This window comes from Pseudomonas nitroreducens, assembly GCF_014204515.1.
Classification (GTDB): domain Bacteria; phylum Pseudomonadota; class Gammaproteobacteria; order Pseudomonadales; family Pseudomonadaceae; genus Pseudomonas; species Pseudomonas nitritireducens_A.
On the sequence record NZ_JACHLI010000012.1, the window covers coordinates 165,441 to 186,873 of the forward strand.

The window sequence follows — 21,433 nt, forward strand, 5'->3', positions numbered from 1 at the left end:
AGCCAAATGAGCGAAGAGAAAGTCGAGATCTATACCGACGGCGCCTGCAAGGGCAACCCGGGTCCGGGTGGCTGGGGCGCCGTGCTGTTCTACAAGGGCGCCGAGCGCGAACTGTGGGGCGGCGAGGCGGATACCACCAACAACCGCATGGAGCTGATGGCCGCCATCATGGCCCTGGCCGCGCTCAAGCGGCATTGCCAGGTGCGTATCGTCACCGACTCGCAGTACGTCATGCAGGGCATCACCGAGTGGATGGCCAACTGGAAGAAGCGCGGCTGGAAGACCGCCGCCAAGCAGCCGGTGAAGAATGCCGACCTGTGGCAGGCGCTGGATGAGCAGGTCAACCGGCATACTGTCGAATGGCGCTGGGTGCGCGGCCACACCGGCCACCCCGGCAACGAGCGCGCCGACATGCTCGCCAACCGTGGCGTGAGCGAACTGCCGCGCTGAGATCAAGGATCGCCTGCAACGCTGCGGGCGAATCAACCGCAAGAAGGTTTCACACAGAATGCGTAGCGTCGTCCTCGACACCGAAACGACCGGTATGCCGGTCACCGACGGCCACCGGATCATCGAGATCGGTTGCGTCGAACTCGAAGGCCGCCGCCTGACCGGCCGGCACTTCCACGTCTACCTGCAGCCCGACCGCGAGATCGACGAAGGCGCCATCGCGGTCCACGGCATCACCAACGACTACGTCAAGGACATGCCGCGCTTCCGCGAGGTGGCGGATGACTTCTTCGAGTTCATCAAGGGCGCCCAGCTGATCATCCACAACGCGGCGTTCGACGTGGGCTTCATCAACAACGAGTTCGCCCTGCTGGGACAGAGCGAGCGCGCCGATGTGGCCGATTACTGCGGCATCCTCGATACCCTGCTGATGGCCCGCGAGCGCCATCCGGGGCAGCGCAACAACCTCGACGCCCTGTGCAAGCGCTATGGCGTCGACAACTCTGGCCGTGACCTGCACGGCGCACTGCTCGATGCCGAGATTCTCGCCGACGTCTACCTGGCGATGACCGGTGGCCAGACCAGCCTGTCGCTGGCGGGCAATGGCGCTGAGGGCGACGGCAGCGGGCGCGCTACTGCTTCGGCGATTCGTCGTCTGGCGGCGGAGCGAGGGTTGACGAGGGTGATCCGCGCGACCGATGCGGAGATCGAGGCGCACGTGGCTAGGCTGGCGGTGATCGAGAAGTCCGCTGGCGGTCCGTCGCTGTGGGCGCAGATGGAGGCGCCGAAGGAGTGATTCGGTGCGCTGCATGAGAAGAGGCCCCTGACTGGGGCCTTTTTCGTTTCTGCGGGCCAGCGTTTTCGGTCGACTCCGCCGCTTCCGTAGGAGCGGACCTTGTCCGCGAAATCCCTCTCGCAGCGCACCTGTATGGCTTCCGCGTAGGAGCGGACTCTGTCCGCGATGTGCCTGCCTCGCTCCGGGTTTCCCGCGCCGCTTCGGCGTGTGCGTGGACTCTGTGTTTCGCCCCCTCGGGCGATCTACTTTGGCAAACGACGGATGGCCGCCCCACCCAAAGTAGGCAAAGGTCTTGCCCCGGACATCCGGTTTTTCGCTTAGGCGAAAAATACCCTCGTTGAAGCGGAGTTTCAGGGGTTGAGCGGCATGGATGCCGCGAGAGCCGCGACGGGCCAGGGATGGCCCATCGCGGCGTGCCCCTGAAACTTCGCTTCAACGAGGCCTCCTGAACGGGGCAGTCGGAGTGCGCTGACATTTATCTGGAAGACTTACGAAGAGCCAGAGCCAGAGCGAAGCGCTCGAAGTAAGCGCGCCTGTCACCCACGCGACGTTTTATTACAGCTCTCAGTCGAGCGCATTCCCCTACATTCCGTGAGTCCATACTCTGAAAGGGATCGACGCCAGTCGTACGTCATTCAGGGGCTCACAATGTACAAAGATTTGAAATTCCCCATCCTCATCGTCCATCGCGATATCAAGGCCGACACGGTGGCCGGTGACCGGGTGAGGGATATTGCGCGGGAGCTGGAGCAGGACGGCTTCAGCATCCTTTCCACCGCCAGTTCCGCCGAAGGCCGCATCGTCGCGTCGACCCACCACGGGCTGGCCTGCATCCTGGTGGCCGCCGAGGGGGCGGGGGAGAACCAGCGCCTGCTGCAGGACGTGGTGGAGCTGATCCGCATGGCGCGGGTGCGTGCGCCGCAGTTGCCGATCTTCGCCCTCGGCGAGCAGATGACCATCGAGAACGCGCCGGCCGAGTCCATGGCCGACCTGCACCAGCTGCGCGGCATTCTTTATCTGTTCGAGGACACCGTGCCGTTCCTGGCGCGGCAGGTCAGCCGTGCCGCGCGCAAGTACCTGGAGGGCCTGCTGCCGCCGTTCTTCCGCGCGCTGGTGGAGCACACCGCGCAATCCAACTATTCCTGGCACACGCCCGGCCACGGCGGTGGCGTGGCCTATCGCAAGAGCCCGGTGGGGCAGGCGTTCCACCAGTTCTTCGGCGAGAACACCCTGCGTTCGGACCTTTCCGTCTCCGTACCGGAACTGGGTTCGCTGCTCGACCACACCGGCCCCCTGGCGGAAGCCGAAGCCCGCGCCGCGCGCAACTTCGGCGCCGACCACACCTACTTCGTGATCAACGGCACCTCCACGGCGAACAAGATCGTCTGGCACTCCATGGTCTGCCGCGACGACCTGGTGCTGGTGGACCGCAACTGCCACAAGTCGATCCTGCATTCGATCATCATGACCGGCGCCATCCCGCTGTACCTGACGCCGGAGCGCAACGAGCTGGGCATCATCGGGCCGATCCCGCTGTCCGAATTCAGCCGCGAATCCATTGCCGCGAAGATCGCGGCCAGCCCGCTCGCCCGCGGGCGCGAGCCGAAGGTGCGGCTGGCGGTGGTGACCAACTCCACCTACGACGGCCTCTGCTACAACGCGCAGATGATCAAGCAGGCCCTGGGCGACAGCGTCGAGGTGCTGCATTTCGACGAAGCCTGGTACGCCTACGCGGCCTTCCATGACTTCTACGACGGGCGCTACGGCATGGGCACCAGCCGCGACGACGGCGGTCCGATGGTCTTCGCCACCCATTCCACCCACAAGATGCTGGCGGCCTTCAGCCAGGCCTCGATGATCCACGTGCAGGACGCCGGCGCACGGCGCTTCGAGCAGGCGCGCTTCAACGAAGCCTTCATGATGCACATCTCCACCTCGCCGCAGTACGGCATCATCGCTTCCCTGGATGTGGCATCGGCGATGATGGAAGGCCCGGCCGGGCGTTCGCTGATCCAGGAAACCTTCGACGAGGCGCTGAGCTTCCGCCGCGCCCTGGCCAACGTGCAGCAGAGCCTCGCCGAAGACGACTGGTGGTTCTGCGTCTGGCAGCCGCCGGGCGTGGAGGGCACCGACGAAGTCAGGACCTGCGACTGGGTACTGGAACCCAACGCCGACTGGCACGGCTTCGGCGACGCGGTGGAAGACTACGTGCTGCTCGACCCGATCAAGGTCACCCTGGCCACGCCGGGCCTCACCGCCGGCGGGCGCCTGGACTCGCGGGGAATTCCCGCCGCGGTGGTCAGCCGCTTCCTCTGGGAGCGCGGGCTGGTGGTGGAGAAGACCGGGCTGTACTCCTTCCTCGTGCTGTTCTCCATGGGCGTGACCAAGGGCAAGTGGAGCACCCTGGTCACCGAGCTGCTGGAGTTCAAGCGCAGCTACGACGCCAATCAGCCGCTGGCGGACGCGCTGCCCAGCGTCGCCCAGGCCGGTGGCTCGCGCTACGCGGGCATGGGCCTGCGCGACCTGTGCGACGAACTGCACCGCTGCTACCGCGATCACGCCACCGCCAAGGCGATGAAGCGCATGTACACGGCACTGCCGGAAATCGCCATGCGCCCGGCCGACGCCTACGCGCAGCTGGTGCGCGGGGAAGTGGAAGCGGTGCCTATCGATCGATTGGAGGGGCGTATCGCCGCGGTGATGCTGGTGCCATATCCGCCAGGCATCCCGCTGATCATGCCAGGGGAAAGGTTCACCGAATCGACCCGCTCCATACTCGACTACCTGGCCTTCGCGCAGAGCTTCGAGCACCAGTTCCCCGGCTTCGATTCCGACGTGCATGGCCTGCAGATCCGCGTCATAGACGGGCAGAAACACTACACCGTGGAATGCTGCAAATGACCGTCCGGCCCCCGGTTTGCGGGGCCGGCCCTGAATTTCCAAAGTGCTACTATCCTTGTGCGGATCGGTAAAGGGAGAAATTGAGGAAAAAGGGAGGTTTCCCCCATGCGCTGTCCCGTGACGTTGCCGAACGAGAGCGAGCGCCTGAGTGCGCTCGCCGACTACGGATTCGACGATGAAAGCCTGCTGCCCAGCCTCGATCCGGTGGTGCAGATCGCCGTGCGCATGTTCGGCATGCCGGTTGCGGCGGTGAACATGATCGGCAGTGACCATGTGTTCTTCGCCGCCGCGGCAGGTGTCGGCGAAGTGGACATGAGTCGCGACGTGTCCTTCTGCGCCCATGCCATCACCCAGGACGAGGTGATGGTGGTGGGCGATGCCAGCCAGGACGAACGCTTCCACGACAACCCGCTGGTGACCGCGCCCAACGGCGTGCGTTTCTATGCCGGCGTTCCGTTGCTGTCGGTGGAAGGACAGCCGCTGGGCGCCCTGTGCATCATCGACAGCCAGCCCCATGAAGACTTCACCCGCGACGACTGCGAGCGCCTGCGCGAGCTGGCACGCATGGCGTCCGACCGCCTGGAGCTGCGGCGCATCGAGGTGGCCTCCTCGCGCACCCGGCCGCTGTTCGAGGAATACGCCGGTACCTCGCCGACCCCGGTGGTCTGGTTCGATTGCTGGGGCGAGATCGGCGCCTGGAACGAGGCGGCCGCCAACCTGTTCGGCTACGAGCTGATCGAGGGTTGCGGGCAGTCCTTCGAACTGCTGCTGCCCGAACGCGACCGCGCGACCTTCCATGCGCTGATCAGCGGCGCCAGCGACGCCACTTCGCTGGACGGCATGGCGGTGCCAGGGGAAATCACCGGCGTGCGCAAGAACGGCGTCGAGCTGTCCCTGGGCCTGACCCTGTTCAGCTGGTCGGAGAAGGGCAAGCTCAAGTTCGAGGCGGTGCTCAAGGACCTCACGGCTCGCCACCAGGAGGAAGAGGCGCTGCGTCAGCTGGCCAGCGTCGACGTGCTCACCGGGCTGGCCAACCGCGGCCAGTTCTACCGGCGAACCGAGGACGTGCTGGTGCAGTCGCGACCGGCGGCAGTGCTGATGATCGACCTGGACGGCTTCAAGGACGTCAACGACTCCCTCGGCCACGCGGTGGGCGACGGCATCCTGCGCGAAGTCGCCGCGCGCCTGGACCGGCTGGCTACCGCCGGCGCCACGGTGGCGCGGATCGGCGGTGACGAGTTCGCCATCCTCGAACCCAACCTGCTCACCCCTGAGCACGCCATGCGCTTCGCCCAGGCAGTGATCGCCAGCATCGCCGAGCCCATCGTCATCGATGCCCACGAGGTGCGGGTCGCCGCCAGCTGCGGCGTGGCGCTGTCGCCCCTGCACGCGCAGGAGGCCCTGGAGCTGGTGGGTGATGCCGACCTGGCGTTGTTCAAGGCCAAGATCAGCGGGCGTGGCCACGCTTTCGTGTTCGTCCCGGCCCTGAAGATGGAGGCGGCGGCGCGGCATCTCTATGGCATGGAGTTGCACCGGGCCGTGGCTAACGGCGAGTTCCTGCTGTTCTACCAGCCACAGGTCAGCCTGCGCGATGGTTCGCTGCGTGGCGCCGAGGCCTTGATCCGCTGGCAGCATCCGCAGCGCGGCCTGCTGTCGCCGGCGGCCTTCCTGCCTTCTCTGGAGGGCGGACCGCTGGCAGCGATCGTCGGCGCCTGGATTCTCGACGAGGCCTGTGCCCAGGCGGCCTACTGGCGGCGCAATGGCGCGCCCAACCTGCGCATGGGGGTGAACCTGTTCGGCGCCCAGTTCCGCATGGGCAACCTGGTCTCGCAGGTACTCGAAGCCCTGGAGCGCCACGGCCTGCCGGCGGAGGCGCTGGAGCTGGAAATCACCGAGAACATCGTGCTCAACCACGACGACACGGTCCTGAGCACCCTGCAGAGTCTGCGCTCGTATGGGGTCGGCATCGCCTTCGACGACTTCGGCACCGGCTACGCGTCCCTCAGCCTGCTCAAGACCTACCCGCTGAGCCGGATCAAGATCGACCGCAGCTTCGTCATCGGCATGCTGGAAACCCAACAGGACCTATCGGTGATCCGCGCCATCCTCGACATGGCCCGCAGCTTCGACCTGGAGACCATCGCCGAGGGCATCGAATCCAGCGCCCAGCGTGATCGCCTGCGCGCCGAGCGCTGCACCGAAGGGCAGGGCTACCTGTTCGCCAAACCGATGCCACCGCAGCAGTTCGAGCAGTTCTACGACCTCGGCACGCGCCAGTTCGGCTCCGCCTGAAAATGACCTTGCGGCGGCATTTTCTGCGTCGACATTGACCGCGCGGGGCGAAATCGCTCGAAACGAGGGGTTTCGCCCTGCAAATCGGTTTCCTCCTTCGCCCGCCGCTGTCTACCCTGTAGGACAGATCGTCGCTCTGCACCCTTGGCCGTGGCAGCGCGCAACCAGTCGAAACACGAAGGCGGGCTTCTAAGGAGCGCAGATGGCGGAAGCGAAGAAGGGCAGCATGGGGTTCTGGAGCTGCACCGCGCTGGTGGTCGGCAACATGGTGGGGTCGGGGGTGTTCCTGCTGCCGTCGAGCCTGGCGGCTTTCGGTGGTCTGAGCCTGTTCGGCTGGCTGGTATCGAGTACCGGCGCGGTGATCCTGGCCTTCACCTTTGCCCGGCTGGCGCGCCTCAACCCCGGTGCCGGCGGACCCTACGCCTATACCCGCGACGGCTTCGGCAGCTTCGCCGGCTATCTGTGTGCCTGGACCTACTGGAAGGCCGCGTGGATCGGCAACGCCGCCATCGCCGTGACCCTGGTGGGTTACCTGCGGGTGTTCATCCCGGCGCTGGCCGACCCGCTGCTGATGGTGGCCACCGCTATCGGCGCCATCTGGCTGTGCACCCTGATCAACCTGCGCGGCATCACCGCCTTCGCCCTGGTGCAGAACTGCCTGACCGCGCTCAAGCTGATTCCGCTGCTGCTGGTGGGCGTCCTCGGCTGGTTCCACTTCAATCCGGACTATCTGACCATTCCGGCGCCCAGCGAACTGCCGAACATGGGCTATGCCCAGGCCATCGCCACCACGGCGGCGCTGACGCTCTGGTCGTTCATCGGCCTGGAGTCGGCCACCGTGCCGGCGGACGATGTGCGCGACCCGAAGAAGACCATCCCGCGCGCCACGCTGTTCGGCACCCTGGCGGCCGCCGCGGTGTACATCCTGTCGATCACCGCCGTGCAGGGGCTGATGCCGCCGGAAGTGCTGGCCAAGTCCACTTCGCCCTTCGCCGATGCCGCGCGCGTCCTGATGGGCGACTGGGGCTACTACCTGGTGGCCGGCGGGGCGGTGATTGCCTGCCTGGGCGCGCTCAACGGCTGGGTCCTGCTGCAGGGGCAGATCCCGGTGGCGCCGGCCCGTGACGGGCTGTTCCCCGAGTCCCTGGGCAAGCTCAACAAGCGCGGCGCGCCGGCCAATGGCCTGCTGTCATCGGGGCTGCTGGTCACCGCGCTGGTGATGGTCGATGGCCATGGCGAGCTGGTGGAAGTGTTCAACGTCATCATCCTGCTCGGCACCATGACCGGCGTCGTACCCTATGCCTTCTGCACCGCGGCGCTGCTGCAGATGCTGGCGGTGAAGCCGGAGGCCTTCTCGCCGCGCTCGCGGCCGCAGGTGCTGACCATCGGCTGCCTGGGCTTCCTCTACTCGCTGTGGGCGCTCTACGGCACTGGCCAGCAGGCGATGTTCTGGGGCTTCCTGGTGTTCATGGCGGGCATCCCGATGTACACCTGGCGCCAGTACCGCAACCGCCTGCAGGGCCTGCCGCTGGCGGCCGGCGACTGATCGTCGCGGCGGCGGGCAGCGCCCGATCAAGCGCGGGTGATGCCGCCGCTAACTGACTGGCGGGCGATGCCGTGGTCTGTGTCACAGACCGCGGATCGACTTTTGGTCCTGCCTTGTTATAGTGGCGCGATATCAAAAATCTGTATCCAGCACTCATAAGAACTGTTGGCCCGGGCTCCAGCGGCAGCGCGCCGCACCCAGACGAGAAGCAGGGCAATCCCGAGGACATCCCCGTGACCGAATACAAAGCATTCCGCGTCGAACTGGCGGACAAGATCGCCCATGTGCAGATCAATCGTCCGGAAAAACTCAACGCGATGAACGCCGATTTCTGGAAGGAAATCATCGATATCTTCCAGTGGGCCGATGAAACGGATGAAGTCCGCGTCGTCGTCCTCAGCGGCGCCGGCAAGCATTTCTCCGCCGGCATCGACCTGGCATTGCTGGCCCAGGCCGCAACCCTCCTGGGCAAGGACGTCGGCCGCAATGCCCGCGCCCTGCGCAAGACCATCCTGCAATTGCAGGGCTCGTTCAACGCCGTGGACAACTGCAGCAAGCCGGTACTGGCGGCGATCCAGGGCTACTGCATCGGCGGCGGCATCGACCTGATTTCCGCCTGCGACATGCGCTACTGCAGCGCGGACGCGCAGTTCTCCATCAAGGAAATCGACATGGGCATGGCGGCCGACGTCGGCACCCTGCAGCGCCTGCCACGCCTGATCGGCGACGGCATCATGCGCGAGCTGGCGTACACCGGGCGCAACGTCAACGCCGAGGAAGCCCAGCGCATCGGCCTGGTCAACAGCGTCTACGCCGACCATGCCGCGCTGCAGGATGGCGTGATGGAGCTGGCCCGGCAGATCGCCGCCAAGTCGCCGATCGCCATCCGCGGCACCAAGGAAATGATCGGCTACGCCCGCGACCACCGGGTCGAGGACGGCCTCGAATATATCGCCACCTGGAACGCCGCCATGCTGCAGTCTGCCGACCTGCAGAACGCCATGATGGCGCACATGAGCAAGAAGACTCCCGAGTTCGCCGATTGATGTCCTTCCGATCTTCTTGCGCGCAGGAGGCGCACTAGGCCGATGGTTACTGGAGCCACGTCCCTCAGTCTGGTCCGCGACGAACTGTTCGCCACCATGGAAGAGGCCGAGCAGAACCTCGAACATTTCATCGCCGAACGCCAGAACGGCAGCCTGCTGCAGCATTCGGTCGAGTGCCTGAGCCAGATTCGCGGCACGCTCAACCTGATCGAGCTGGCCGGCGCCGAGCTGCTGGCCCAGGAAGCGCTGTCGCTGGCCACCGACATTCCCGCCGGTGTCAGCGAGGACCGTGACGGCCAACTGGCGGCGCTGGGCAATGCGCTGTACGTGCTGCGCCGTTACCTGGAAAACCTCGAGGCGCACCGCCAGGAGATTCCCGAGCTGCTGCTGCCGGCGATCAACGATGTGCGCCAGGCCGCCGGCCAGCCGGCGCTGCCGGAGAGCTTCTTCTTCAGCGCGCGGCTGGACCTGCCGCGCCCCCTGCGTGCCGTCACTGCACCGCAGGTGGAAGACCCGGCGCGGGAAATCCGCCGCCTGCGGCAGATGTACCAGGTCGGCCTGCTCGGGCTGATCCGCGAACAGAATCTCTACCCCAGCCTCAAGCTGATGGGCCGCGCCCTGGGCAAGCTCGACGTGCTCCTGGGCAGCGCCGCGCGCACCCGCCTGTGCTGGGTCGGCGCCGGCGCGCTGGAGGCCCTGGTCGATGCGCAGATGCTGCCGCGCAAGACGCGCAAGCAGGTATTCTCGCGCCTGGACCGGGAGATCAAGCAACTGATCGGCAACCCGCAGTACGAGGCGCCGCGCCAGCTGCTCAAGGAGTTGCTGTACCTCACCGCCCTGGCGGACACCAGCGGCGTGCGCGCCAGCGAGTTGCGCCAGGTGTTCGGCCTGGCGCCGCTGCCCTTCACCGACCATCTGCTCGAAGACGAGTCCCAGCGCCTGTCCGGCCCCGGCCAGTCGGTGATGCGCTCGCTGTCGGTGGCGATCCGCGAAGAACTCACCGCCGTGAAGGACCAGCTCGATCTGATCGAACGCGGCGTGTCCCAGGCCGATGCCTTCGGCATCCTGCACACCCAGCTGGGCAAGCTGGCCAAGACCCTGGGCATGGTCGGGCTGAACTCCGCCGCCACCTCGCTGCAGCACCAGCATGGCGTGGTCGCCGGCTGGGTGGCCAAGGGCGAGGCGGACGACCCGGCGTCGCTCAACGCGCTGGCCGATGCGCTGCTCTATGTCGAGAGCATGGTCGGCAACCTCGAGCGCGGTGAGCGCAGCAGCGCCCGTCCGGTGATGCAGGAGGAGGGCGACTCCTTCGCCGTGCACCAGCTCGCCGAGGCGCGCATCGTGGTGATCGACGAGGCCCAGGCGGGCCTGGCGCTGGCCAAGCGGGCGATCACCGCCTACCTGGAATCCAACGGCGACAAGCTGCACCTGGCCAACGTTCCCACCAGCCTGCAGGCGGTACGCGGCGGCCTCTGGTTCCTCGGCCAGGAGCGCGCGGCATTGCTTGTCGGCGCCTGTGCCGATTACATTCAGGGGCAGATGATCGAGACGAGCCAGATGCCGTCCGAGCAGATGCTGGAAACCCTGGCGGATGCGCTGACCGGCCTGGAGTACTACCTGGAGGGTGGAGCGATGATGCGGCCTGAAGGCCAACCCGACGTCCTGGACGTCGCCAGCGAGAGCGTCAAGGCCCTGGGCCTGACGGTGGCCGCCTGATGCGTAGCGGACGCTGGGAATCCTCGATGTTCGAGATCGCTGCCACTGGCGGCTGGGCGCTCGCCCACTGCCAGCAGCAGTTCCTCGCCGACAGCAATGGCGTGCTGTTCCCCCGTGACTGGCTCAAGCGCCAGGATCTTTCGGTGCTTTCCGAACATGCCGTCGGCCAGTTCGATGGCGAGCCGGTGTACCTGCTGGAAATCGACCGCACCGATCCGCTGGAAGGCGCCAGCTGGGTCGGCCTGCGCCAGTTCATGATGCAGGCCGAGGAAGACATCTTCGCCATGCTCGGCTTCGCCAGCCAGATCGGCATCTGGTGGCGCCAGCACCGCTTCTGCGGCAGCTGCGGTCAGCCCAACCAGCGCCTGCCCCGCGATCGAGCCATGCACTGCGAGGCCTGCGGCATCCAGCGCTACCCGCTGCTATCGCCAAGCATGATCGTGCTGGTGACCCGTGGCGACGAGGTGCTGCTGGCACGCTCGCCGCGCTTCGTGCAGGGCATGTACAGCACCCTGGCCGGCTTCGTCGAACCGGGCGAGTCGGTGGAGCACTGTGTTGCGCGTGAAGTGCGCGAAGAGGTGGGCGTCGAGATCGGCAATATCCGCTACCTGGGCAGCCAGCCGTGGCCGTTCCCGCACTCGCTGATGTTCGGTTACCACGCCGAGTACGTCAGCGGCGAGATCGTCATGCAGCCGGACGAGATCGAGGATGCCCGCTGGTTCCACGTCGACGAGCTGCCGCGCCTGCCGGCCGAGCGCTCCATCGCCCGCTACCTGATCGAGGTCTACCTGGCGCGCCGCGCCGGTCGTCCCGATCCCGTCCTGCCCGGCGGCGCCTGACGCTTCAGGCGCCGCAAGCGGCAAATCAGACTGCGCTGAACCAGTGCTGCCAGGCCAGGCGCACGGTCAGCGCCAGTACCACCAGAATGAACACCGGACGGATGAACTTGGCGCCGCCGCCGATAGCCGTGCGCGCGCCGAAATAGGCGCCGACCATCAGCGAGCTGCCCATGCACAGGCCCAGCAGCCAGACCACCTGGCCCGAGGCGATGAACACCGCCAGGGCAACGATGTTGCTGACGAAGTTCATGCTGCGTGCTACGCCGCTGGCGCGGACCAGGTCCAGCGGGTACATCAGCAGGGTGCTGACGGTCCAGAAGGCGCCGGTGCCGGGGCCGGCCACGCCGTCGTAGAAGCCCAGGCCCAAGCCCTGCGGCCACTGGCGGCGCTGGGCGATCTGCGGGTTGGCGTCCAGTGGCGCCTCGGGCGTCTTGCCGAACAGCAGGTACAGGCCGCAACCGAACACCACCACCGGCAGCATGCGGTTGAGCCACTCCGCCGGCATCAGGTGCGCGGCCCAGGCACCCAGCGCGGCGCCGATGGCGGTGGCGATCACGCCCTTGCGCCACTTGTGTGGTTCGAACAGCTTGCGGCGGTAGAAGGTGTAGCTGGCCACGGCGGCGCCGAAGGTCGAGCTGAGTTTGTTGGTACCCAGGGCCAGGTGCGGCGGCACGCCGGCGGTGAGCAGGGCGGGTATGGTCAGCAGGCCACCGCCGCCGGCAATGGCGTCGATGAAGCCGGCGAGGAAGGCGACCCCGGCGAGGATGAGCAGGGTCGTGGGGTCTACAACGAGTTCGAAGGGCATGGGATCGGCCTTGATCGGGGGCCCGCTGCGCCGACCTCTTGTGAAGGGCGGTGCGGCAGGAAACGTTAACGGGCCCGAAAGCTGCGACGGTCTGGCTGGCCGCGCAGGGATGCGGTGCGCATAATGCCGGCATTTCTACGAGGAAGGAAATCATTCGATGCAGTACGACGGTCTGGCCTGGGTCGTGGCGATCCTGGCGCTGCTGGCCCTGGTGGTGGCGGCACGCATCCTGTTCGACCGTCACTGGTTCCTGGGTTGGCTGCGCGGCAGCGCGGGGATGCTGTTCGTTGCCCTGGCGGTGCTGGTCGCGCTGGTGGCCTGGGACCTGCGCAGCTACGCGCCGCTGCCGCCGGAGCGGCCGCTGGCGACCCTGAGCTTCCACAGGGTGGCCGAGCAGCGCTACGACGTGACCCTGCTCGAAGGCGACGACGAGCGCCATGTGGAGCTGGCTGGCGATCTCTGGCAGTTGGACGCGCGGGTGCTGGAGTGGAAGGGGCTGGCGCGGCTGATCGGCCTGGCGCCGGGCTATCGCCTGCAGGACCTCAGCGGGCGCTTCCTGGCGGTCGAGCAGCAGGCCCTGGGGCGCAAGGTGTCGCTGGCTGACGAGGCGCTGGGGATCGACCTGTGGCGCTGGCTGCGCGACGGCCAGCATGACCTGCTGACCTTTGTCCCGAAGGCCGGTCGAGTGAACTACCTGCCCATGGCGGACCAGGCGGTATTCGCCGTGCGCTACGGCGCCGGCGGGCTGACCGCCGAGCCGATGAATGCGGCGGCGATCCAGGCGCTGAAGTCCTGGCAGTGATCTGCCAGCTGGCGTAGGAGCGGACTCCGTCTGCGATTGGCATCCGCCATGAAGAAATCGCGGATGAATCCGCTCCTACGAAAAGCCCACTTTCCGTCCATGAAAAAGGGAGCCAACCGGCTCCCTTTTTCGTTGCTGCGACAATGCTTATGCGAGGAAACCACCGTCCACGTTCAGCGTCACACCGGTGGTGTAGCTGGAGGCATCACTGGCGAGGTAGAGCACGGCGCCGGCCATTTCGCTCGGGTCGGCCACGCGCTTGAGCGGGATGCGCTGCAGGGCGACGTTGCGGATGGCGTCGTTGCTCACCAGCGCCGAGGCGAACTTGGTGTCGGTCAGGCCCGGCAGCAGGGCGTTGCAGCGGATGTTGAACTGCGCGCATTCCTTGGCGAAGACCTTGGTCATGCTGATCACAGCGGCCTTGGTCACCGAGTAGATGCCCTGGAACTCGCCGGGGGTGACGCCGTTGACCGAAGCGACGTTGATGATGCTGCCGCCACCGTTGGCCTTCATCAGCTTGCCGCCTTCGATGGACATGAAGTAGTAGCCGCGGATGTTCACGTCGACGGTCTTCTGGAAGGCCGACAGGTCGGTGTCCAGCACGTTGCAGAACTGCGGGTTGGTGGCAGCGTTGTTGACCAGGATGTCCAGGCGACCGAACTGCTCGCGGATCTGCGCGAAGACGGCCTGGATCTGCTCCATCTCGCCGATGTGGCAGGCAATCGCGGTGGCCTTGCCGCCGGCGGCGACGATTTCGTCAGCCACGGCCTGGCAGCCGTCGATCTTGCGGCTGGAGACGATCACGTGGGCGCCCTGTTGGGCCAGCAGCTTGGCGATGGCCTCGCCGATGCCGCGGCTGGCGCCGGAAACGAAGGCGATCTTGCCTTCGAGGTCGAACAGTTGGGTCTTGGACATGGGGAGTTCTCCTTGTTCTTTGGCGCCGTTACAGGCGGGACTTGCCGATGACCTGCAGGCTCACCTGTTCCAGCAGCTTGTTGGCGTGGATGAAGGTGGCGAAGCGCTTGTCCTGGGTCTGGCCGTGGAAGAAGCGGTAGTAGATCTGCTGCATGATGCCGGCCAGGCGGAACAGGCCGTAGGTGTAGTAGTAATCGAGGTTGTTGATCTGGATCCCGGCGCGCTCGGCGTAGTAGTCGGCGAACTGCTGGCGGGTCAGCATGCCCGGCTCGTGGCTGGGCTGGCGGCGCAGCATCTGCATCGGCTGCGGGTCGCCGGCTTCGATCCAGTAGGCGAGGGTGTTGCCCAGGTCCATCAGCGGGTCGCCGATGGTGGTCATCTCCCAGTCGAGCACGCCGATGATCTGCATCGGGTTGTTCGGGTCGAGGATGACGTTGTCGAAGCGGTAGTCGTTGTGGACGATCCCCGGCTTGTGGTGGTCGGCCGGCATCTTCTCGCGCAGCCACACCTTCACCTGCTCCCAGGCCGGCGCGTCGGGGGTCAGGGACTTCTCGTAGCGATCGATCCAGCCGCCGATCTGGCGCTGCACGTAGCCCTCGGGCTTGCCCAGGTCACCCAGGCCGCAGGCGTTGTAGTCGACATTGTGCAGGTCGACGAACTTGTCGATGAAGCTCTTGCACAGCGCAGTGGTCTTCGGCGCGTCGAGGTTCAGTTCCTTGGGCAGGTCGCTGCGCAGGATGATGCCGTTGACCCGCTCCATGACGTAGAACTCGGCGCCGATCACCGATTCGTCGGTGCAGTAGGCGTAGGCCTTGGGGCAGTAGGGGAAGCCATCCTTGAGCTGGTTCAGGATGCGGTATTCGCGGCCCATGTCGTGGGCGGACTTGGCCTTCTTGCCGAACGGCGGGCGGCGCAGGACCAGTTCCTGGTTGTCGTACTGGATCAGGTAGGTCAGGTTCGAGGCACCGCCGGGGAACTGGCTGATGCACGGCTGACCCTGCAGGCCGGGGATATGGTCCTTGAGGTAGCCGTCGATCACGGCGGCGTCGAGTTCTTCGCCTTCGCGGGAGCGGATGGTCTGGTCGGTCAACGACATGCTGGTCCCTTCTTATCTACGAGCTCGTCTGCTACGGGCTTGTACTGGTCTTCCCCGCAAGGCCTTGGGCTTGCTGCGGGGTGCGCGCAGGCCGGCGTCCTTCTCGTGCCTGATGAGTGTCGGCAGGATCAGGCAAAGCAATGATGGCGCCGGGTGATCATTGGCTAATCTAATGCCCGCTCCCGCCCGTCACAAGCACGCATCGCCGTTATTGGCGCCCGTGTTGCACCCCGATCAGGCTGCCTGATCCGGGGCTTGCAGCGGCGCGCGGGCATAAAAAAACCGGAGCCAGGGACTCCGGTTTTTCGCGTTGCGCGGGCAGGTTTCCGCGGATCAGACCGGGAACAGTTCGCCCAGCTTCATCGCCAGCATCATGTCGCCTTCGGCGCGCAGCTTGCCGGCCATGAAGGCCTGCATGCCGTCGGTTTCGCCGCTGGTGATGCCCTTGAGGGTTTCGCTGTCCATGATCAGGGTGACGTTGGGGGACTCGGCATCGCCCTGTACCACTTCGCAGGTACCGTCCTTGACGACCAGGTAGTGGTTGTCGCCGTCTTCGATGTTGAACTGGAACACCAGATCCAGGCCGGCGGCCGCGCTGGCGTTGAACTTGCTCTTCATGGTGGAAACGATGTCAGCAACACTCATGGTTCTATTCCTTTTCTAGGTTTTCTCGCGCGACGCTCGCGTCGCAATGGGCCGGTACTCAACGATAGGTGATGAGTTCCGGCGCCCTCAACAGTTCCAGATGCACGTGACTGTTGAAGGAAGCCAGGGCCACTTCGCTGCCGCGGAACTTCAGGCGGTTGAGCGAGGTGTTGACGATCTGCCAGTTGAGCTCGAAGGCGTTCAGCGCCGGGATGCCGGTGACCATCTGCAGGACTGCAGTAATGGTGCCGCCGGAGGTGAACACGCCGATGTTGTCCTTGCCGCTGGCCGATTCCAGCAGGCGCTTGAGGCCGCCGTGCACGGTGTCGAGGAATTCGGCCCAGCTGACCAGGCCGTCCTTGTCGTGGTCGCCTGACACCCAGCGCGCGATCACGCTGGAGAACAGGCGCTGGAACTCGGCGCGGTGGTCGGCGGCGTTGCGCAGGATGTGCAGGGCCTGCGGCTCGATCTCCAGCAGGTCCGGCAGGTGCGCGCGGATCACCGCGTCGGCTTCGAATTCGTTGAAGGCGGCGTCGATTTCCAGGGTGGGGGTTTCGATCCCTGCTTCGTTGAGCCGGCCCATCACCGCTTCGGCGGTATGGCGCTGGCGGCGCAGGTCGCCGGCGACGCAGCGGTCGAAGCGCAGGCCGAGGCTGGCCAGGTGCTCGCCGAGGATTTCTGCCTGGCGTACGCCGGTGGCCGAAAGCACATCGTAGTCGTCGGCACCGAATGAAGCCTGGCCATGTCGAATCAGGTAGATGCTTCCCACGCGCACGTTCCCGGCAGGGCTGAAAGTTCCGGCGAGGTTATGAGGATCACCTGGGGCTGTCAACGAAAAAACATACGCTTGTTTGAATGCTATTCGCTGGACTGATACAGCGCTTTGCCAGCGCTGGTGGCGGGCCGGCGGGCTGGGTATGCTTGCGGGATTCGCCGCGCTCCTCGCGCGGGCGCGAACAGAATTGTAAAAGGGGATGTGAGTGGAGTTTCTAGCCGATTACGCCGGTTTCCTGGCCAAGACTTTCACCGTGGTGGTGGCCATCGTCATCGTCCTGGTGGTGATCGCCGCACTGCGCGGTCGTGGCCGCCGCGGCGGCAGTGGGCACCTGGAGGTGCACAAGCTCAACGACTTCTACAAGGAGCTGCGCGAGCGCCTGCAGCACAGCGTGCTGGAGAAGGCCAAGCTCAAGGCCCTGCGCAAGACTGAGGCGAAGTCGCTGAAGGAAGCGAAAAAGAAGAAGGGCGGCGAGAAGAACCGCGTCTATGTGCTCGACTTCGACGGCGACATCAAGGCTTCGGCCACCGAGCAGCTGCGCCATGAAGTGACCGCACTGCTGACCCTCGCTACCCCGCGTGACGAAGTGGTGCTGCGCCTGGAGAGCGGCGGTGGCATGGTCCATGGCTACGGCCTGGCGGCTTCCCAGCTGGCGCGTATCCGCCAGGCCGGCGTGCCGTTGACCGTCTGCGTCGACAAGGTTGCCGCCAGCGGCGGCTACATGATGGCCTGCATCGGCGAGCGCATCCTCTCCGCGCCCTTCGCCATCCTCGGCTCCATCGGCGTGGTGGCGCAACTGCCCAACGTCAACCGCCTGCTGAAGAAGCACGACATCGATTTCGAGGTACTCACCGCCGGCGAGTACAAGCGCACCCTGACGGTGTTCGGCGAGAACACCGAGAAGGGCCGCGAGAAGTTCCAGGAAGACCTGGAAACCACCCACGAGCTGTTCAAGCGCTTCGTCGTCCACTACCGCCCGCAGCTGGCCATCGACGAGATCGCCACCGGCGAGGTCTGGCTGGGCCAGGCGGCGCTGGGCAAGAAGCTGGTCGACGAGCTCAAGACCAGCGACGAATACCTGGCCGAACGCGCCCGCGAGGCGGATGTCTACCAGCTCAGCTATGTGCAGAAGAAGTCCATCCAGGAGCGCTTCGGCGTCGGCGTCAGCAGCGTGATCGACCGTGTGCTGGTGACCTGGTGGGACCGCCTGGGCCGCAGCCGCTTCTGGCAGTGAGGCCGCTGGCACTGATTGTCATCGGGCGCCGGGATCGCGCCCGTTCCGAATTCGAATGAGGAGGGTCGAGATGAGTGCATTCAAGGCGTTGTGGGTCACCGAAAGCGCGCACGGCGTGCATGACCTGCAGGTGATCGAGCGACAGGTGGCCGATCTGCCGGCGGGTGAAGTGCTGGTGCGGGTGAAGTATTCCTCGCTGAACTACAAGGATGCGCTGTCCGCCAGCGGCAACCGCGCCGTCACCCGCAAGTACCCGCACACTCCCGGCATCGATGCCGCCGGTGTGGTGGAAGAATCCTCGGTCGGCGAGTTCGCGCCGGGCGATGAAGTCATCGTCACCGGCTACGACCTGGGCATGAACACGCCGGGCGGCTTCGGCCAGTACATCCGCGTGCCCGCGGCCTGGCTGATCAAGCGCCCGCAGGGCCTGTCGCTGCGCGAATCGATGATCCTCGGCACTGCCGGCCTGACCGCCGCGCTGTGCGTCGACAAGCTGGAGCGCGCCGGTGTCACGCCGTCCGCCGGGCCGATCCTGGTTACCGGTGCCACCGGCGGCGTGGGCAGCATCGCGGTGATGCTGCTGGCGCAACTGGGCTACACCGTGGCTGCGGCCACCGGCAAGCTGGAGCAGGCCGAGCTGTTGAACCGCCTCGGCGCGCGGCAGATTCTCGACCGCGCCACCGTCTCCGATGGCATCGACAAGCCGCTGCTGCGCGAGCAGTGGGCTGGTGCGGTGGACACCGTGGGCGGCGACATCCTGTTCAACGTGGTCAAGTCGCTGCAGTACGGCGGCAGTGTCGCCTGTTGCGGTCTGACTGCGGGTGCCGCCTTCAAGGCCACCGTGCTGCCCTTCATCCTGCGCGGCGTGAACCTGCTGGGCGTGGACTCGGTGGAGCTGCCGCTGGTGGTCAAGGCTTCCATGTGGGACAAGCTGTCCCTGCAGTGGAAGCTCGACAACCTCGAAGCGGCGGTGCGCGAGGTCAAGCTCGATGACCTGCCGGCCGCCATCCACCAGATTCTCGCCGGCAAGCTGGTCGGCCGGGTGCTGGTGACCCTCGACTGATACTCCGCTCGATGCCCGCGCCGGGCCTGGGTGTCAGCCCAGGTCCGGCAACAGGTAATCCGCCCACAGCGAATCGGCGAACTGGCTACGGAAGAAGCCGAAGTGGCCGATGCGCTTCACGCCGATATCCTGCGGATCGATCCGCTTCAGCGTCTTCGGCGAGCCACGGTAGAAACCGTGCAGCGACTCGGTATTGCGCCCGGACATCATCTCGTCGTCGGTGAAGGAGATCGACGTGATAGGCGTGCGTACCGATGAATACGCCTCGCGCACCGCGCCGCCTTCCGCACCCACGGCGTACTCCGGATCCAGGCACCAGCGTCGCCATTGTTCGATCACCCCGCGCGGCAGGTCGCCGACCACGCCCAGGCGCTTGCCGGGGAAGTAGCCCAGCAGCGGAGTGAGGGTTGGCGCCAGCAGGTACCAGAGCAGCCAGGCCTTGTGCCGCAAGCCCTTGGTGTTCTCGCGCCAATAGCCGCTGCCGGTGGCAATGGTGAAGGCGCGCAGGATGCGTTCGTTGCCGCGCACGAAGGGCAGGATCTGCCCGCCGAGGCTGTGGCCGATCCAGTACACCGGCAGGTCGCCGGCGGCTTCGACCACCGCGTCGAGCATCGCGCTGCAGTCGTGGTTACCCCAGGCGACGACATCGACGTCAAGATCGCGCAGGTGGCCGGCGCGGGACTTGCCCATGCCCACGTAGTCGAAGGTCACGGTGAGGTAGCCGCGCTCGGCCAGCCAGTTGGCGAAGGCTGTGTAGAAGCGTTGTTCGACGCCCATGGCGGGGACGATCAGCACCGCCCCTCGGGCCTCGCCGCGTGGGTAGTACCAGTGGCTGGAAAGGCTGTGGCCGTTGCCGTTGTCCAGCGGGCGGGGGAGCGGGGTGATCATGGCATCGTCCCTCAGGCCTGGCTGACGTACATGGTGATGTCGGCGCGGAAGACCTTCTTGTCACCGACGTAGGCCAGCACCGGCACGGTGATGTCGCCTTCCTGGTTCCAGTCGATCGTCAGGCCGTCGGCCACGGCGCGCACGTCGCCCTCGGCCTTGGCCAGGTATTCCACCGTCATGCCGCGGGGAATCCAGCGGCGTCCCTTGGGGATCGACACGTCGGTCAGGGTTCCGGCCACCAGTTCGGCAGCGTTGCACAGGGCAATCGCATGCACGGTGCCGATGTGATTCAGCACTTCGCGGCGCTTGGGAAAGGTGACCTCTGCGTAGCCTGGGCGCAACTCGACGAACTGCGGGGCGATGGTGGAGAAGTAGGGGGCGACCTGGCCGATCATGGCGCTGAACTGCGCCGGGCCGGCCTGTTGGAACATCTGCAGCATCTGACTCATGGTGACTCCGCAAGCTGATGGGGTGGGCAAGCTGGGATTGAAGAGCTCTCATTGAAGTACTGCGATTGAAGAGACCTGCGCGCCCAGGCAGTATACGAAGATTAGAAAGTAATTCTAGAAGATTATTCTAGAATTTTATTCTGGAATGATTCACTCCCCAGGACCCCCATGGCCCGACCTTCCCGCAAAGACGACATCCTCCAGGCCGCACTGGCCTGTTTCAGTGAATCCGGCGTGGACGCCACTACCATCGAGATGATCCGTGATCGCTCCGGTGCCAGCATCGGTAGCCTCTACCACCATTACGGCAACAAGGAGCGGATCATCGGTGCGCTGTACCTGGCCGGCGTCGGCCAGTACGCGGCGCTGCTCGATGCGGGGCTGCAGGAAGCGAAGAGCGCTGAGGCGGTGGTGAAGCTGTTCGTCACTTCCTACATCGACTGGGTGTCGGCGAATCCCGAGTGGGCGCGTTTCATCCTCCACAGCCGGGGGCGCGTGGAGGCGGGGGAGGTGGGCGAGGAGTTGCGCGAAGCCAATCGGCAGCAGGGGCGGCGGATCGCCGAGTTGCTGGCCGAGCATCGCAAGGCCGGGGCGTTCAAGGCGCTGTCGGCGGAGCTGTTCAACTCCGTGGTGATCGGCCCGACCCATGACTACGCGCGCAACTGGCTGGCCGGGCGCACGCGGGCGGACCTGTTCGAATGCCGCGAGCAGCTGGCGCAGATCGCCTGGGACAGCGTCCGCGCCTGAGGCGGAGCTCCCTGTAGGAGCTAGCTTGCTCGCGAACGGATTGACCGGCGGCGCTGAAGCTGGGCGGGTTCGCGAGCAAGCTCGCTCCTACCAGCCAGTCGCGCTTGCTTGAATAGGCGTAGGAGCGGACTCCGTCCGCGATAGGTTCGCAGCGCGCCGGATAGCATCGCGGACGGAGTCCGCTCCTACGAGGTCGCCAGTGCGGGACCGTAGGGCGAATAACCTGGAACAGGTTATCCGCCGCTCACAGGGTTGCGGATAACGCTGGCGCGTTATGCGCCCTACGAAAGCTTCCGCAGAATTGCGCTCCGCAGAAACGAAAAAGCCCCGCATATGAACTGACCCCCGAAAGTTGGACAGTTGGACTGGGCCGCTAAGCTGCCAATGACTGAGCCCTGTATTGAACGGGGCTCAGTCCCTTCAACTTG

The 21,433-nt window shown here is 65.8% G+C and carries 19 protein-coding genes; 12 read left to right on the forward strand and 7 right to left on the reverse strand.

Going from position 1 to position 21,433, the window contains the following annotated elements:
- The first annotated feature begins 6 nt into the window (after positions 1-6).
- The 8 genes from rnhA (at position 7) to nudC (ending at position 11,586) form a co-directional block, all read left to right on the forward strand.
- A complete protein-coding gene (gene rnhA / locus HNP46_RS16810) occupies positions 7-450 on the forward strand; it encodes a ribonuclease HI (protein ID WP_184590927.1) in 444 nt (147 codons plus the stop codon).
- A 58-nt stretch (positions 451-508) separates the two neighbouring features.
- Complete coding sequence (gene dnaQ / locus HNP46_RS16815) at positions 509-1,246, forward strand: DNA polymerase III subunit epsilon (RefSeq protein ID WP_184590929.1); 738 nt, start codon at positions 509-511, stop codon at positions 1,244-1,246.
- Between the two features lie 648 nt (positions 1,247-1,894).
- Entirely contained in the window at positions 1,895-4,147 is a 2,253-nt protein-coding gene (locus HNP46_RS16820) for an Orn/Lys/Arg decarboxylase N-terminal domain-containing protein (RefSeq protein ID WP_184590933.1), read from the forward strand.
- 105 nt (positions 4,148-4,252) lie between these two features.
- Complete coding sequence (locus tag HNP46_RS16825) at positions 4,253-6,439, forward strand: putative bifunctional diguanylate cyclase/phosphodiesterase (protein WP_184590936.1); 2,187 nt, start codon at positions 4,253-4,255, stop codon at positions 6,437-6,439.
- 202 nt (positions 6,440-6,641) lie between these two features.
- Positions 6,642-7,985: an amino acid permease gene (locus HNP46_RS16830; protein ID WP_184590938.1), complete on the forward strand. Its 1,344-nt coding sequence runs from the start codon at positions 6,642-6,644 to the stop codon at positions 7,983-7,985.
- 233 nt (positions 7,986-8,218) lie between these two features.
- Complete coding sequence (locus tag HNP46_RS16835) at positions 8,219-9,031, forward strand: crotonase/enoyl-CoA hydratase family protein (protein WP_184590941.1); 813 nt, start codon at positions 8,219-8,221, stop codon at positions 9,029-9,031.
- A 42-nt stretch (positions 9,032-9,073) separates the two neighbouring features.
- A complete protein-coding gene (locus HNP46_RS16840) occupies positions 9,074-10,747 on the forward strand; it encodes a ferrous iron transporter B (RefSeq protein ID WP_184590944.1) in 1,674 nt (557 codons plus the stop codon).
- Complete coding sequence (nudC, locus tag HNP46_RS16845) at positions 10,747-11,586, forward strand: NAD(+) diphosphatase (protein WP_184590947.1); 840 nt, start codon at positions 10,747-10,749, stop codon at positions 11,584-11,586. Before HNP46_RS16840 ends, nudC begins: the two co-directional genes overlap by 1 nt.
- Before the next feature lie 25 nt (positions 11,587-11,611).
- On the opposite strand, the gene HNP46_RS16850 is transcribed toward nudC, so the two are convergent.
- Positions 11,612-12,391 (reverse strand): TSUP family transporter, encoded by a 780-nt coding sequence (locus tag HNP46_RS16850; protein WP_184590949.1) that lies wholly within the window; start codon positions 12,389-12,391, stop codon positions 11,612-11,614.
- Positions 12,392-12,548: 157 nt separating this feature from the next.
- Between HNP46_RS16850 and HNP46_RS16855 the strand changes: the two genes are divergently transcribed.
- Entirely contained in the window at positions 12,549-13,193 is a 645-nt protein-coding gene (locus tag HNP46_RS16855) for a hypothetical protein (RefSeq protein ID WP_184590952.1), read from the forward strand.
- Positions 13,194-13,340: 147 nt separating this feature from the next.
- On the opposite strand, the gene HNP46_RS16860 is transcribed toward HNP46_RS16855, so the two are convergent.
- The 4 genes from HNP46_RS16860 to HNP46_RS16875 all read right to left on the reverse strand — a co-directional run bounded on the left by HNP46_RS16860 (position 13,341) and on the right by HNP46_RS16875 (position 16,618).
- Positions 13,341-14,108 (reverse strand): SDR family oxidoreductase, encoded by a 768-nt coding sequence (locus HNP46_RS16860; protein WP_045208354.1) that lies wholly within the window; start codon positions 14,106-14,108, stop codon positions 13,341-13,343.
- Between the two features lie 28 nt (positions 14,109-14,136).
- Positions 14,137-15,204, reverse strand: coding sequence for a phosphotransferase family protein (locus HNP46_RS16865; protein ID WP_184590954.1), 1,068 nt, complete (start codon positions 15,202-15,204; stop codon positions 14,137-14,139).
- Positions 15,205-15,537: 333 nt separating this feature from the next.
- On the reverse strand, positions 15,538-15,849 hold the full coding sequence (locus HNP46_RS16870; RefSeq protein ID WP_017519529.1) for an SCP2 sterol-binding domain-containing protein: 312 nt from the start codon (positions 15,847-15,849) through the stop codon (positions 15,538-15,540).
- Positions 15,850-15,907: 58 nt separating this feature from the next.
- Complete coding sequence (locus HNP46_RS16875) at positions 15,908-16,618, reverse strand: histidine phosphatase family protein (protein WP_184590957.1); 711 nt, start codon at positions 16,616-16,618, stop codon at positions 15,908-15,910.
- 211 nt (positions 16,619-16,829) lie between these two features.
- Between HNP46_RS16875 and sohB the strand changes: the two genes are divergently transcribed.
- Positions 16,830-17,858 carry a protease SohB gene (sohB, locus tag HNP46_RS16880; protein WP_184590960.1) on the forward strand — a complete coding sequence of 343 codons (1,029 nt, stop codon included), beginning with the start codon at positions 16,830-16,832 and terminating at the stop codon, positions 17,856-17,858.
- A 70-nt stretch (positions 17,859-17,928) separates the two neighbouring features.
- Positions 17,929-18,921: a YhdH/YhfP family quinone oxidoreductase gene (locus tag HNP46_RS16885; RefSeq protein ID WP_184590963.1), complete on the forward strand. Its 993-nt coding sequence runs from the start codon at positions 17,929-17,931 to the stop codon at positions 18,919-18,921.
- A 33-nt stretch (positions 18,922-18,954) separates the two neighbouring features.
- Here the strand turns inward: HNP46_RS16885 and HNP46_RS16890 are convergent, their stop codons facing one another.
- Both HNP46_RS16890 and HNP46_RS16895 read right to left on the reverse strand, forming a co-directional pair.
- Positions 18,955-19,809 (reverse strand): alpha/beta hydrolase family protein, encoded by an 855-nt coding sequence (locus HNP46_RS16890; protein ID WP_184590965.1) that lies wholly within the window; start codon positions 19,807-19,809, stop codon positions 18,955-18,957.
- An 11-nt stretch (positions 19,810-19,820) separates the two neighbouring features.
- Positions 19,821-20,258, reverse strand: a complete 438-nt coding sequence (locus HNP46_RS16895; RefSeq protein ID WP_184590967.1) for a hotdog fold domain-containing protein — start codon at positions 20,256-20,258, stop codon at positions 19,821-19,823.
- A 168-nt stretch (positions 20,259-20,426) separates the two neighbouring features.
- Here HNP46_RS16895 and HNP46_RS16900 point away from each other — a divergent pair, with 168 nt between their 5' ends.
- Positions 20,427-21,005, forward strand: coding sequence for a TetR/AcrR family transcriptional regulator (locus HNP46_RS16900; RefSeq protein ID WP_184590969.1), 579 nt, complete (start codon positions 20,427-20,429; stop codon positions 21,003-21,005).
- The last annotated feature ends 428 nt before the right edge of the window (positions 21,006-21,433 follow it).